Annotated in this window: 10 protein-coding genes, 3 tRNA genes and 1 rRNA gene; 4 read left to right on the plus strand and 10 right to left on the minus strand. The window is 47.1% G+C overall.

Going from position 1 to position 13,119, the window contains the following annotated elements; genetic code table 11:
• Positions 1-123 precede the first annotated feature (123 nt).
• The 5 genes from DFQ01_RS11295 to DFQ01_RS11320 all read right to left on the minus strand — a co-directional run bounded on the left by DFQ01_RS11295 (position 124) and on the right by DFQ01_RS11320 (position 4,406).
• Positions 124-708, minus strand: a complete 585-nt coding sequence (locus DFQ01_RS11295; protein ID WP_110044000.1) for a uracil-DNA glycosylase family protein — start codon at positions 706-708, stop codon at positions 124-126.
• A 27-nt stretch (positions 709-735) separates the two neighbouring features.
• Positions 736-1,272 carry a histidine phosphatase family protein gene (locus DFQ01_RS11300; protein WP_110044001.1) on the minus strand — a complete coding sequence of 179 codons (537 nt, stop codon included), beginning with the start codon at positions 1,270-1,272 and terminating at the stop codon, positions 736-738.
• 278 nt (positions 1,273-1,550) lie between these two features.
• On the minus strand, positions 1,551-3,098 hold the full coding sequence (locus DFQ01_RS11310; protein ID WP_110044002.1) for a glycoside hydrolase family 43 protein: 1,548 nt from the start codon (positions 3,096-3,098) through the stop codon (positions 1,551-1,553).
• 69 nt (positions 3,099-3,167) lie between these two features.
• Positions 3,168-4,109, minus strand: a complete 942-nt coding sequence (locus DFQ01_RS11315) for a zinc-dependent alcohol dehydrogenase family protein (RefSeq protein WP_110044021.1) — start codon at positions 4,107-4,109, stop codon at positions 3,168-3,170.
• Positions 4,110-4,193: 84 nt separating this feature from the next.
• Positions 4,194-4,406 (minus strand): cysteine-rich CWC family protein, encoded by a 213-nt coding sequence (locus DFQ01_RS11320; RefSeq protein WP_110044003.1) that lies wholly within the window; start codon positions 4,404-4,406, stop codon positions 4,194-4,196.
• 219 nt (positions 4,407-4,625) lie between these two features.
• Between DFQ01_RS11320 and gnd the strand changes: the two genes are divergently transcribed.
• The 4 genes from gnd to gntK all read left to right on the plus strand — a co-directional run bounded on the left by gnd (position 4,626) and on the right by gntK (position 9,424).
• Positions 4,626-5,525 carry a phosphogluconate dehydrogenase (NAD(+)-dependent, decarboxylating) gene (gene gnd, locus DFQ01_RS11325; protein WP_110044004.1) on the plus strand — a complete coding sequence of 300 codons (900 nt, stop codon included), beginning with the start codon at positions 4,626-4,628 and terminating at the stop codon, positions 5,523-5,525.
• A 111-nt stretch (positions 5,526-5,636) separates the two neighbouring features.
• Entirely contained in the window at positions 5,637-6,308 is a 672-nt protein-coding gene (locus DFQ01_RS11330) for a GntR family transcriptional regulator (RefSeq protein WP_110044005.1), read from the plus strand.
• Positions 6,309-6,474: 166 nt separating this feature from the next.
• Positions 6,475-7,836 carry a GntP family permease gene (locus DFQ01_RS11335; protein ID WP_110044006.1) on the plus strand — a complete coding sequence of 454 codons (1,362 nt, stop codon included), beginning with the start codon at positions 6,475-6,477 and terminating at the stop codon, positions 7,834-7,836.
• A 43-nt stretch (positions 7,837-7,879) separates the two neighbouring features.
• Entirely contained in the window at positions 7,880-9,424 is a 1,545-nt protein-coding gene (gene gntK / locus DFQ01_RS11340; RefSeq protein WP_174812698.1) for a gluconokinase, read from the plus strand.
• Between the two features lie 76 nt (positions 9,425-9,500).
• Here the strand turns inward: gntK and DFQ01_RS11345 are convergent, their stop codons facing one another.
• From DFQ01_RS11345 to DFQ01_RS11370, 5 genes are all read right to left on the minus strand, one after another.
• Complete coding sequence (locus DFQ01_RS11345; protein ID WP_110044007.1) at positions 9,501-11,723, minus strand: S-layer homology domain-containing protein; 2,223 nt, start codon at positions 11,721-11,723, stop codon at positions 9,501-9,503.
• 902 nt (positions 11,724-12,625) lie between these two features.
• A tRNA-Thr gene (locus DFQ01_RS11355) sits at positions 12,626-12,701 on the minus strand.
• A 15-nt stretch (positions 12,702-12,716) separates the two neighbouring features.
• Positions 12,717-12,793: transfer RNA gene (locus DFQ01_RS11360), tRNA-Asp, on the minus strand.
• Between the two features lie 14 nt (positions 12,794-12,807).
• A tRNA-Met gene (locus tag DFQ01_RS11365) sits at positions 12,808-12,884 on the minus strand.
• A gap of 141 nt (positions 12,885-13,025) precedes the next feature.
• Positions 13,026-13,119 (minus strand): 23S ribosomal RNA (locus tag DFQ01_RS11370); the annotation flags it as partial.

Raw genomic sequence — 13,119 nt, forward strand, 5'->3', positions numbered from 1 at the left:
ATCTAACCTCACAACTAGTATACATAAATTTACACTATAGAAAGATTTGTACCTATGGCAATTTTATGAAAGCGCATTCTATAAATAAAAGCCCGCCATTAGGGCGAGCCTTATCGTCGAGATTTACTTTGTAATCCCGAGGGTACTCCACACCATCTCTCGGATCTCGGGCATTCTTTGCGCTTCGAACTGCGGATGCTCCTTAAACCATCTGACGTTAAGCGGTGAAGGATGCGGCATGACGACCGCTGGTTTGTTGTTGAGCGTATTGTTTTTGAAGACCAGATCAACGAAATTTTCACCCGGAAACAGATAATTGGCTGCTTTCGCCCCAACAATGGAAAACAGCTTATTATCGACCATCGACATATCCTGCGCCAGCCATTTCTTCGCACAAGATACCGGAGGAGGCTTGTCCCCTCCTTTACCGTTCTTGCCGGGGAAACATTTCGCGATTGACGTAATATAGAAATTGTCTTCATTGTAGAAGATCTCGTCTGTAATTTGATACCATTGATACTTCAATTTATCTCCAGATGGATCGTTGAATGGCCGCCTCGTCAGATGTACGTTACTCGAAGGCGCTTGACTGATTTGCATGATTTTGGAATGCGGTGTGCCATGAAAAATAGGGATAGGCTTATGCCCAAACCTGCCTGCACAGTCCTGACAGGCAAGCACGCTTTCTCTAAACTTCTCAAATTCCATCGTTAATTCCCTCTAGGCTTGTTTCTGTTAGTGTTCGTTGTTGAATTGATATTGCTTATAGCTCCCATTGTCCGAAGACAATCTCAAGATGTTCCCGTCTTCTGGTATGCCCTCAAAATAAGCCCCCATACATCCCGTCGTACATCTATGTCCAGCAATCAATATATTCACATTATCTGGGCCATATCGAGCTTCAAGCTCCTTCATGAAGTGAAAGATCCTAGCTACAAAAGTCCGAGTATCTTCAACACCTGGGTAGATTGTCGAATCAGGTGCAGCGCCAACCAGCTTCACTTCACTCCTCGCTAATCCATCGGCTTCCCCAAGATCAAATACATCGAGACGGTTATCAACCACTGTTCGCATACCTGTAGCAATCTCAGCCGTTTGGATGGCTCTTTCTTGCGGAGAGGAGAACACATAGTCAAACTTAACATCCTTAAGTGTATCCCTTAAGTGTTCCGCTTGCATAAGGCCTGTATCATTCAACGGCAGCCCACTTCTGCCCTGGAGTCTTCCCTCTCGGTTCCAATCCGTTTGACCATGTCTCACCACATAGATCATTCAACAACCTCCCCCACTCATTTGAACATCGCGTCTATACGTTCACGATCATAATTCAAAATCCAGTCGTTGCGTTTCACATATAATTCTCTAGTTGAAACTTCGAAGCAAACACTTCTTCCATTATCTTGTCAAACATCATAACCGTGTTTATTTTCTATCACCTCATCATTGTTCTCAATATTAACTCGAATGTAAATATTTATCATTATACCATATTAAAAATGCCCCTCAGCGAAATTTCGATCGCCGAAGAGCATCGTTTACCCTTTTGATTCTTATTTCCCCGTATACTCAAACCAATCAAAGTCTGCAACATTGCCACTCTCATGTCCATTGCTGCTCGCATACATGCCTAGACAAGCCCCTACAAACCCACCAGCAATGTCCGTACTGAGGATTCGGCCGTCAACGTTCTCTGCAAGCGGAACATATTCATTTGCCCGCACTCCGTAGTAGAAGGAATAGTCTTGTCCATGCGCATCGATCGTCAGATACAGCTTGCCCGCTTCAACCGCTTGCTCGGCCAGCACTTCGTCCTTACTATCTGAGCATTTGGTCAAACGCAGTACCTTCACCCCGTCAGCTAACAATACCTCATATCGAAAATGGAACCGGCTGCTCTGCAGCAAAACAACTCCCGCCGATTCATGGTCGTCCTGCGGTGAGAACTCCATCACCGTGCGTGCATTAAAGTGAATATGCTGCTGACGTCTGCCGACGAAGCTTGGCTGTGCATGGTCCTTGAGTGACTGCGGACGCAGCTTCAAGCGAAGATGCCCCGGACGCTCTTCGAGACTCATGAACGGCTCTCTCGGTGTACGAAGGAACAACCATTGCATACCTAGCTCCGGCATCTCGAAATTATCGCATGCCGGTGGCTGCACCCAACGCTTCTCCTGCAGGTTCGGCCGTGCCTCTTCCATCTCGACAATGGATTTACCAGGCTTGACGACTGGCCAGCCTTCCTCCCACGTGAAGGGAACAAGGAACGTCTCGCGGCCAAGGTTACGATAGTAGCCCCCGTATGGACGTGAAGCAAGCAGCACCATCCACCATTCTCCATTTTGCGTTTCTACAATATCCGAGTGTCCAACATTGACGATTGGATACTCGTTCCCCAAGTGACGATGCGTCAGAACGGGATTTTTCCTATACCCTTCATAAGGCCCTGTAATATGCTCGCTCCGTGCCACCGAGATTGCATGATCCGGTCCAGTGCCACCCTCAGATATTAACAAATAATAGTAGCCATTGATCTTATATGTATGAGGTCCTTCCGGCCATACTGCATCACGTAGAGCGCCGCGCCACAACGAATGCTGCTCACCAACCAGCTTCATTGTGCTTAGATCCAGCTCCTGCAGCCAAATCTCCCAATTTCCGAAGTACTTCGCTCCTTCGGGAGCAGGTCGCGTACCCGTATAGTAAGCTTTGCCATTATCATCGAAGAACAAGGAAGGGTCGATCCCTTCCGACTCCAGCCAATAGGGATCGGACCATGGACCAGCAGGATCGGTGGCGGTTACGATGAAATTACCCTTTTTCCCAACAATCGTATTGATCACATAGAATATGCCCTCATGATAACGAATCGTGGGCGCAAACACCCCTTCTGATGGTTTGACACCATCCAAATCCAGCTGCGATGGACGATCAAGCACATGGCCGATTTGATTCCAGTTCACTAGATCCTTACTGTGGAAAATGGGAATTCCAGGGAAATATTCAAATGTAGACGTAACCAAATAATAGTCATCGCCGACTCTGCACATCGACGGATCTGGATAAAAGCCAGGTAAAATCGGATTGCTGAATGTTGTCATACCAATCACTCTCTCTGCAATAGATTTATCCCTTCCATGATAGGCGCTGCCAATGGCAGCAACAACCTGTCAAACTCCAGTTGTTGCACCAGTAATTATAGATGATGTAGAAGGTATTAAGAGTACTTTCCCCTGCCGACCTTGTGATTCGGCTGCTTCGATCGCCCTAGCGAAATCCGATAAACAATAGCGCTCCCCAGCCTGCTGAATGATCAGATGTTTCTTCATTACCAGCTTGAACAGGGAATCGAACGTTCCGTGCCACTGGGAATGCGAAGCTCCTTCCAACCATTGTCTAAGCCAATAAGGCCTTACGCTAATACGCGGATACAGCTCATGGACCTTCAACCAATTGATCGGAGTACCGGACAATAGACCAATGCTTAGTACACTTCCTTGGGAGCGAATACAAGCAATAAGCTCTTCGCCATCCTGCCCGCCTATGCTGTCAATGCCCGCTGTTGCTCCCATTCCGTTCGTTAGTTCCATCACGCTATCCGTCACTGAGACCTGCGATGAATCAATGACAGCCGAAGCACCTAGTGAATACAAGTCTTCCGTATGCCTGCTGCTGCGCACAATTGCAATAAGCTTGTACCCGATGATGCGAGACAACTGAGCGAAAATACGGCCGATAGCCGACCCGCAAGCATTAACGATGAGCACATCTCCTGAACGAAGCTTTAGCTCATCTGTACAAATAAGCCAGGCCGTCATCGGATTAATGTACATTTGACTCGCAGTATCATCATCAATCTCATCAGGAACCGGAACAACATAATGCGCTTTTGTCGTCACATATGTCTGCCACCGACCTAATAGAGACAGGTACATCGATGAACCAACCTTTTCGACAATGCCAACACCTTCATAGCCAGGAATCGCAGGCAGTTGAATACGATGCTTATAAGCTCCACGTATCGGGATCAGATCAGAAGGATTGATTGGACTTGCAATCATGCGGACCAGCACGTCGTCCTGCTCAAGTGGTGGAGCAATGCGATCTACCATCTTAATGGCTTCTCGTGGATCGCCAAACTTGTCATAACGTAATGCAGCCAATGGATGAATAGGTTCCCTCTCCTTGCTATTGAGTCAATCCAGTACGATGCCGTTCTTTTTGAACTTATCTAAGCACACCTTGCAAATACACGATACATCAATCTGATCCGCCGGCACGAGCTTGAATATCTCTTGAGGGAAAAACTCATTCCCGCACCAGCAAGTCCCGTTCGCATTCCCACCTACATTCCCGCAACGATTATCATTGTTGCAGATGGGGCACTTCTTTGCCGTTTCATCGGTCATACAACACCAGCTCTCTCATTTCCATAAAATCTTGCAATTACTTCGCGTTTCCATCATAACTATTCCTACTATCAGTCTATCGGGCTGCATATGTTCTTTCAAGTTTTTCCCTTGTGCCAAGCCCTTCGAGAATGGTATTTACAGATTCGAGACGAACCAGTATGATAAGGTAACAACTTGTACACAAGTATACTTGTAGACTTAATAGAGGTGAAGATGATGAAACTAGGCATGATAGGTCTTGGCAAAATGGGTTATAATCTCGTCCAAAATATGCTTCAACACAATCATCAGGTTGTTGTTAACGATGTGAATCCTGAGCCCGGCATGAAATTGGTTGAGGAAGGCGCAGAGTTTGCTGCTTCGATTGAAGAAGTCGTTGCGAAGCTCTCTTCGCCTCGGATCGTGTGGATTATGGTTCCGGCAGGACAAATTGTGGATCAAGTCATTGATAAGCTCATTCCAATGCTGGAACAAGGCGATATCGTCATCGACGGCGGGAATTCACACTATAAACAATCACTGGCCCGTGCAGAGAAGCTTGATGGTCACGGTATCCATTTCTTCGACATCGGTACATCCGGCGGAACGAATGGTGCGGCTAATGGCGGCTGCTTCATGATTGGCGGCGACAAAGAAACGTTCGCGATCATCGAGCCTATTTTCCAAAACATTGCCGTCGATCGTGGTTATCTGTATGCAGGCAAGAACGGCAGCGGCCATTACCTGAAGATGGTTCACAACGGCATCGAGTATGGCATGATGCAATCGATCGCTGAAGGCTTCGAGCTTCTGTCGAAGAGTGAGTTTGACTTCAACTATGAGGAAGTTGCACGCGTATGGTCCAACGGTTCCGTTATTCGCAGCTGGCTGATGGAGCTTACAGAGAATGCATTCTCCAAGGACCCTAACCTGGACGGCATTCGCGGCGTAATGAAGAGCTCCGGCGAAGGCAAATGGACCGTCGAAACCGCACTGGATCTCGAAGTGAGCACACCGATTATTGCACTCTCACTGCTGATGAGATACCGTTCCCTCGAAACCGATACGTTCCACGGCAAAGTTGTAGCAGCGCTGCGCAACGAATTTGGTGGTCACGCGGTTGAACGCATTAACTAACAAACATCCGTACTCCGCATAGTATCAGTCAGCGAATTTATGTTAAAATCGATAAATACATATCGTTTTTAACCGTTCGAATATTGATTGATATAGGAGAGTTGACTTAATATGCATTATCCAACAGCTTGGCTGCAGGGCTCTTCCCTCGGGGAATCGATTGCTTGCGAATTAAGGCTGCAAATTATCAACGGTACGATCAAGCAAGGTGAGAAACTATCGGAGAACCGAATTGCTGCCGATTTCAATACAAGCCGATCTCCCGTTCGGGAAGCGCTCAAGACTTTGTCCAATGAAGGACTCATCCGTTTGGAACGTATGGGTGCTGTTGTTCTGGGTCTTAGCATTCAAGATTTACAGGAGCTGTACGATGTCCGCTACTTGATCGAGAGCTTCGCTCAGCAGCGCCTGGCTATTGGGGATCACGATGCGCTTCTCGCGAACCTGAAGCAAATCATTGATAAAATGGAGCTAGCACTTAAGTACAATGACGCCATCGAGTTCTCGCATCTGGATTTCCGCTTTCATGAATCAATGATTGTGGAGGCGAAACATTCACGTATTCTCCATCTATGGCGAAGCATCCGTCACATCGTGCTGACCGTTATGCTCATTACGACCGATGTTGTTTTCGCCAAAGGCGAGGAGAATATGAGCCGAGTGATTGATAAGCACCGTGGCATCATACAAGCATTAGAGTCTAAAGATGTTCATGTCATTCAGAAAGTTGTGCAAGATTACTTTGCAGATTCCAACATTACGCTGCACAGCAGCATATCGTAATCGTCTATTCGTATTTGACAATTGGTGCGAATGTTAAACGCTTGTGAAAGCGTTTCGTTCGTGTTGTCGACAAGTATACAATAAAGAAATGCTTGATTTTGTTGAAAGCGTTCTATGTTGGGAATGCTAACGAAAATGGATTTGGTTAACAACAGGAGGTCACTTCATGGACACGATTTTTGGTTTCAGTCACAATGTCACATTGTTGATATGGGCATTGGTTGCCATTGTTTTTCTAGTTGTATTGATCGCGAAGTTCAAATGGAATCCGTTTGTCACGCTGCTCATCTCCTCCCTGCTCTTAGGATTCCTTGCTGGCATGAAGCCTGACGACGTCATAAAGTCCATAACCGGTGGATTAGGCGGCACATTAGGAACGATAGCCATCGTTATCGGTCTTGGTACAATGCTTGGCAAAATGATGGCGGAATCCGGCGGTGCCGAACGAATTGCTACAACCTTGGTCGATCGATTCGGTGAAAAACGCGTTCACTGGGCAATGATGATCGTTGGTTTCATTGTTGGTATCCCGGTGTTTTTCGAAGTAGGCGTTATTCTGCTTATTCCGATTGTGTTTATCGTTGCTCGTAAAACAAAAATGTCGCTGCTGCAGATCGGTATCCCCGTTCTGGCCGGACTTTCGACGGTTCATGGACTTGTTCCTCCGCATCCGGCACCAATGATCGCAATCGATGCTTATCAAGCGGATCTTGGCAAGACGATTCTATATTCCATCATCATTGGTCTCCCTACTGCCATTATCGCGGGACCTTTGTTTGGCAAGTTCATCGGCCGCAGAATTCAGGTTGAACCACCTGCCAATTTGGCAGAACAGTTCACGACCAAGGAAAACAGCAATCTCCCAGGCTTCGGCATTACGTTGTTTACCATTTTGCTTCCTGTTATTTTGATGTTGATCGGCTCGATCGCCAACATTGCTGATCCAGATGCAACAAGCCAGTTTACGGTATTCTGTGAGTTTATCGGTAATGAGATCATCGCACTGCTTATTGCGGTTGTGTTCGCCTTCTTCTCCTTGGGCTTCTCAAGAGGTTTCTCTAAGGAAGATGTTTCGAAATTTACAAGCGAGTGCTTGGCGCCTACGGCTACAATCATCTTAATCATTGGTGCAGGCGGCGCGTTCAAGCAAGTCCTGATTAACAGCGGCGTAGGCGCTGCTATTGCTGATATTGCTACGCAGGCTAACGTTAATATTATTTTGTTCGCATGGTTTGTCGCGGCATTGATCCGTGTCGCTACAGGTTCGGCTACGGTTGCTATGACAACGGCAGCGGGCATCGTTGCACCGGTGCTTGGCCAAAACCCAGATACGAACGTAGAGCTCGTTGTACTGGCAACCGGTGCAGGCTCCCTCGTCCTTTCACACGTGAATGATGCAGGCTTCTGGATGGTGAAAGAATTCTTCAACATGACCGTCCCTCAGACGTTGAAATCGTGGACAGTGATGGAGACGCTGCTATCGGTTGTAGGATTGGTATTGATTCTTCTGCTTAGTACGGTAGTATAGGGAGAGGATTACGGCAACTTTTTCAAGAAAGAAGGTTCATCCATTGAGTCAGCCTTACTATATGATTGGCGTTGATATCGGAACAACTAGCACCAAAGCAGTTATGTTCGAAGAAAACGGGAAGGTTGTAACCAAGGCGGACGAGGGTTATCCCTTGTTCACACCTTCTTCGTCTGTAGCAGAGCAAGACCCTGACCAGATTTTCAGCGCAGTCGTTCATACGTTGAAAATGATCATGGCACAAAGCGGCGCGCAGCCTGAACAAGTGATGTTCGTCTCATTCAGTTCGGCCATGCACAGTGTCATTGTTGTCGATGAAGATGGCAAGCCGCTGACGCGCTGCATCACATGGGGAGACAATCGAAGCGCAGCTTGGACGGAGCGCTTGAAGAATGAATGCAATGGGCATGAGATCTATCGACGTACCGGTACACCGATTCACCCCATGTCTCCCCTGTCTAAGCTCATGTGGCTTCGCCAAGATCAAACGGACTTATTCGAGAAAGCATACAAATTCATTTCGATCAAGGAATATGTATTCGCCAAGCTGTTTGGCGAGTATGTCATCGACCATTCCATTGCTTCCGCGACCGGGATGATGAATCTCGAGAAGTTGGATTGGGATGAAGAAGCATTAGCACTTGCTGGTGTTTCGAGTGAGAAGTTGTCCAAGCTTGTACCTACAACACATACACTGAGTGGGATGTCTGCTGTATATGCGGAAGAAATGGGACTCGATCCATCCACCCCATTCGTTGTTGGCGCCAGCGATGGCGTGCTCTCCAACCTTGGAGTAAATGCGATCAAGCCGGGCGTTGTTGCGGCGACAATCGGGACGAGCGGTGCCATTCGTACGGTTGTTAACAAACCAGTTACCGATCCGAAGGGCAGATTTTTCTGCTACGCACTGACCGAGAATCTATGGGTCATCGGCGGGCCCGTCAACAATGGCGGCATGCTGCTGCGCTGGGCAAGAGATGAGTTCGCTGCATCGGAAGTAGAGACGGCTAAACGATTAGGCATGGATTCTTACGATCTTATCATGCAGATCGTTGAGAAAGTCGGACCTGGGGCAGACGGACTGCTCTTCCACCCTTACTTGACGGGTGAACGCGCACCACTATGGAATCCGAACGCAAGAGGATCGTTTTTCGGGTTGAACATGCATCACAAGAAGGAACATATGATTCGCGCGGTTCTAGAAGGCGTTATTTTCAATCTGTACACCGTATTGCTTGCAATGGAGGAGCAGATCGGACGACCGACAAGAATCCACGCAACTGGCGGCTTCGCTCGCTCGCATTTATGGCGGCAGATTATGTCCGATATTTTCGACCAAGAGGTCGTTGTACCGGAAAGCTTCGAAAGCTCGTGCCTCGGCGCTGTCGTCCTTGGCCTTAACGCCATCGGCAAAGCGGACTCGCTCGACATTGTAGCGGACATGGTCGGCTCCCAGCACCAGCATCAACCGATCAAGGAGCACGCTGATATTTATCACCAGCTGCTGCCGATCTATATTCAAATCCCTCGCAAGCTCGAGGCTGAACATGAGGCGATCGCGAAGTTTCAAGAGCGTGTAGTAAAATAGTGATAATTAGAAAGCAAAGAGCAGTCCATCCTATAAGGGTGGACTGCTCTTTGCTATTTATAACGTTTTGCCGTAGTTATTGAATTAATTCAGCAAGGATGACTGCCAATTCTTTTCTCGTTAAAGCATGATCCTCGCTATCATTCTCAGCGCTTGTATATTCGATTCCCGCCAGAGCTGCATAACGAGTCAGAATCAAATCCATTTGCTTAGACGTAATATTCGAGTTTGGCAGGAAATTACCAGATCCGTCACCCAATACAATTTCATTCGAAGATGCCCATCCAACATAGCCGCTGTACCAACTGCCCTGCTTCACATCTTGGAACGTCGTTGTTTCTGCTTGCTCAATACCGAGCAAGCGACCTAGTGCTGTAACAGCTGTTGCTCGTGTCACATTAGCATTTGGAGAAAATGTCGTGTCACTCGTACCAACCAAAATACCTTTCTCATAGAGGGTCTTCACAGCTGTATAAGCGCTATCTGATGGACTTAGATCCGTGAATGGCAATCCGCCGATCGTAAATTGATACTGTGCTGTGCCCGTATATTCCGCATTATCCGAAACGACGGCTACCGTAAGCTGGTACGTACCATCGTCTGTAGGGAGCGTCAACGCATCCAGCCCCTCAGATAAGAGGATCGAAGACGAGAAGCTCTCTGACGGTACATCTGTGATCGTAAGCTGTATATCTTCATCTGCAACATCTACACTAGAAGTAATACTATCGAGTACAAGCTTGCCACCTGAAACAACATTCTTTACTCCGCTTCCGTTATTTACACTGAAAGTGACACGGGTCTTGCCCGATGCTTCAGAAGATGCCGAAATCCCGGAGAAGCTGTGTACCGTACTCGTGATGGTAAATGCAGTAGAACCTTCTACGTTAGCTTGATCCTCTGTGGATGCCTGTGGATTGAAGCTGCCTGCATCACTTGGTGCGCCGCCTGTGAAATCACCTGTCGGAGGCGTTTGGCCTGTTGGTGCTGTTCCGTTGTCAGTGCGCTCAGGACGAGTAAAGTCACCACCTGCTCCCATGCCTGCGACTCCGCCGCCACCCATCATGCCGAAGCTGTTTCCTGTATATTGCTGCTCTACTCCATCAATATAAACATGGTATTCCTCATTCGTGGCCAGTTCAGAAGAAGAGAAAGTAACACTCTGGAAAGCTTTCTCTGCCGTATGGTTCAACAGCTCGTTGCCATCAGCATCCTTCAAGGTGATCACGCTGCCAGCCTTCTGTGTGGAAGCAAATGAAAGCTCCATGAAGGTCTGCTTCGAATTCGTTCCTGTCGCATCATTGCGTGTGCCAAGGGCGATGACAGTACCTCCATTGATCGCGATGTCACTATCAGCGTCAATACCCCCGTCTGGGCTGCGATCGTTAGCCATCGTAACAATCGTGCCGCCGTTAATCGTCAGGTAACCATTAGAATCAATACCATCACCTTCTGCACCAAGACCAGCATTTACATGCAGATAGCCGCCATTGATTGTCGTGACGGAGATCCCGTCTTCGTTTGTATTAATTCCATCGTCTTGTGATTCAATGTAGATTTGGCCGCCGTTGATCGACAAGTGAAGCTCGGAATCCAAACCTTCCTTTTCACCCGTAATGTGCAGTTCACCTGTACCCAGCGTCTCACCGCTAATATTCATCGACATACGGGAGTAGAATGCTCCATCATATTTGTGCAGCTTCTTCGTCGTACCTTCCTTATAGATGCGTGCGACATAAGAACCATCTACTTCATTCACGGAGCCATCAGCCAGAATAACTTGTGCACCCGTATCCGACAGATCCGTTACACCTTTCGTATCTTCATCCGCACTGTATGGTTCATAGACATTGTAGAAAATAACGGCAGGAGCAACAGTCGACGTAATATCAACGCCATCCATGATAAGCGTAACCTTCGCTGTAGGATCCGTCGCCGCATCCTCTCCTAGGTCGACAGCAACCTGTCCTGCTGACAGTCTACCAGATAAACGATATGTACCTGGCTCTGTAATCGTTACTACCGTATGCTCGTCCGCTTCACTGCTCTCGTGAGCGTCAGCTTCCGTTCCTTCCCCATAAGATGAGTCATGTCCATCTTCATAATAAATAATATCAGCACCGGTATAGACGGCGTCTGTAGAGGATGTCGATGCTGCTTGTCCATCTACAGTTACACCGCTGTCGGATAACGCAATGCTCGTAACGCTGCCTGTATCGTCGGCAGCAGCTGCTATATAAGCTGTGGATGAGAGCGAGAGTGCAAGCGCCAGTGTAGTTGAAGTTAGTTTCTTAATCATAAACTTGAAGCACTTCCTTTCAGATTAGTTGCTCCAAGTTTAATTGCCTTTACTTAAATGAAACTTAAATATTTGTAAAGGCTTGCTACATCTCGTGTTGAAAACAGACCCCATTTATATCAGTTTTCTAAATCAAGCACTTCACATTGTCGGAAAATCCGATCAAACTCCTCTTCCGCTATTAGATGCTCAACAACCTCTTCAATACGACTACGACTGCATTCATCAATAAGAAACATGTCACTGCCCCACACATATTTGCCATTCAAGCATTCACCGGTTTGTTGATTCTTCTTAGCTAGCGATAGAATGTTAGCGTATGTATAAAAGGATGCAATCCATTCCGTCCCATCTTCAAAATGTCACAATGACATCCGTATTGTCATCCTGGATGTTCCACTCTCCCGCAGCCCATTGTTCTGCTTCAATCCAAATCGTATAATTATTGATCTTCAACGAATATTTCCTCCCTCATAATTTAAAGGGCCTCAGAGTCTACCTGATGCTATTATCATATCTTAACATCACCAATCCAAACATCCCGTGCAATTCTGATGCCCTTAACAATATCCTCTTGAAGATCAAAAAGCCAGTAAGCAGCTGATTCTATTGCACGTTGAGGATTCGTCTAATTAGCCTATAAAAAGGATCAATCCATAGCTTTACATAATTTCTGTGATAGCAATTCAGATGCTCAACATCCAAATCAATGTAACGTACCTTGCATTGTTCAATCTGCTTCACTTTTTATTAGAGTATGGGTTCTTCCACTAAATAGCATGAAAACCCTTCTAATCAAAAGGATTTCAGACAGAACGTACGTCTCTCATTGTGATTTCCATGTTATTCGAAACAAAACAAAAAAACTCAATCATTTTAGATTGAGTTTGTGTTTTGAGCAATGGTGCCGGCGATAGGAGTCGAACCCACGACCTACTGATTACAAGTCAGTTGCTCTACCAACTGAGCTACACCGGCACGATGTTGTGAAAATGGCGGAGCCGACGGGATTCGAACCCGCGGTCTCCTGCGTGACAGGCAGGCATGTTAGGCCTCTACACCACGGCTCCGCATTAAAAAGATATGGTAGCGGCGAAGGGACTCGAACCCCCGACCCTCCGGGTATGAACCGAATGCTCTAGCCAGCTGAGCTACACCGCCACAATTACTATGTAAAGGTTGTTACACCTTCAAAACTGGATGCGAATGTTGAATCCTTAGCCTTAGCATTTGCTTCACCTTCCGAAGAAGGATTTTAGCTTATGCTTTCGAAGTTGCGATTTTGGCATTCGCCAAAACGCTTAGGATAAGCCCTCGACCTATTAGTACTCGTCAGCTGCACGCATTGCTGCGCTTCCACCCCGAGCCTATCAACCTGGTCGTCTTCCAGGGGTCT

Origin of the sequence: Paenibacillus cellulosilyticus, from assembly GCF_003182255.1 — a bacterium.
GTDB classification, from domain to species: Bacteria; Bacillota; Bacilli; order Paenibacillales; family Paenibacillaceae; genus Paenibacillus_T; species Paenibacillus_T cellulosilyticus.

What these genes read in the sequence shown, in the direction of transcription:
- DFQ01_RS11295 (WP_110044000.1), bottom strand. Translation starts at nt 708, where the DNA reads ATGGAATTTGAGAAGTTTAGAGAAAGCGTGCTTGCCTGTCAGGACTGT.
- DFQ01_RS11300 (WP_110044001.1), bottom strand. Translation starts at nt 1,272, where the DNA reads ATGATCTATGTGGTGAGACATGGTCAAACGGATTGGAACCGAGAGGGA.
- DFQ01_RS11310 (WP_110044002.1), bottom strand. Translation starts at nt 3,098, where the DNA reads ATGACAACATTCAGCAATCCGATTTTACCTGGCTTTTATCCAGATCCG.
- DFQ01_RS11315 (WP_110044021.1), bottom strand. Translation starts at nt 4,109, where the DNA reads ATGGTAGATCGCATTGCTCCACCACTTGAGCAGGACGACGTGCTGGTC.
- DFQ01_RS11320 (WP_110044003.1), bottom strand. Translation starts at nt 4,406, where the DNA reads ATGACCGATGAAACGGCAAAGAAGTGCCCCATCTGCAACAATGATAAT.
- gnd (WP_110044004.1), top strand. Translation starts at nt 4,626, where the DNA reads ATGAAACTAGGCATGATAGGTCTTGGCAAAATGGGTTATAATCTCGTC.
- DFQ01_RS11330 (WP_110044005.1), top strand. Translation starts at nt 5,637, where the DNA reads ATGCATTATCCAACAGCTTGGCTGCAGGGCTCTTCCCTCGGGGAATCG.
- DFQ01_RS11335 (WP_110044006.1), top strand. Translation starts at nt 6,475, where the DNA reads ATGGACACGATTTTTGGTTTCAGTCACAATGTCACATTGTTGATATGG.
- DFQ01_RS11345 (WP_110044007.1), bottom strand. Translation starts at nt 11,723, where the DNA reads ATGATTAAGAAACTAACTTCAACTACACTGGCGCTTGCACTCTCGCTC.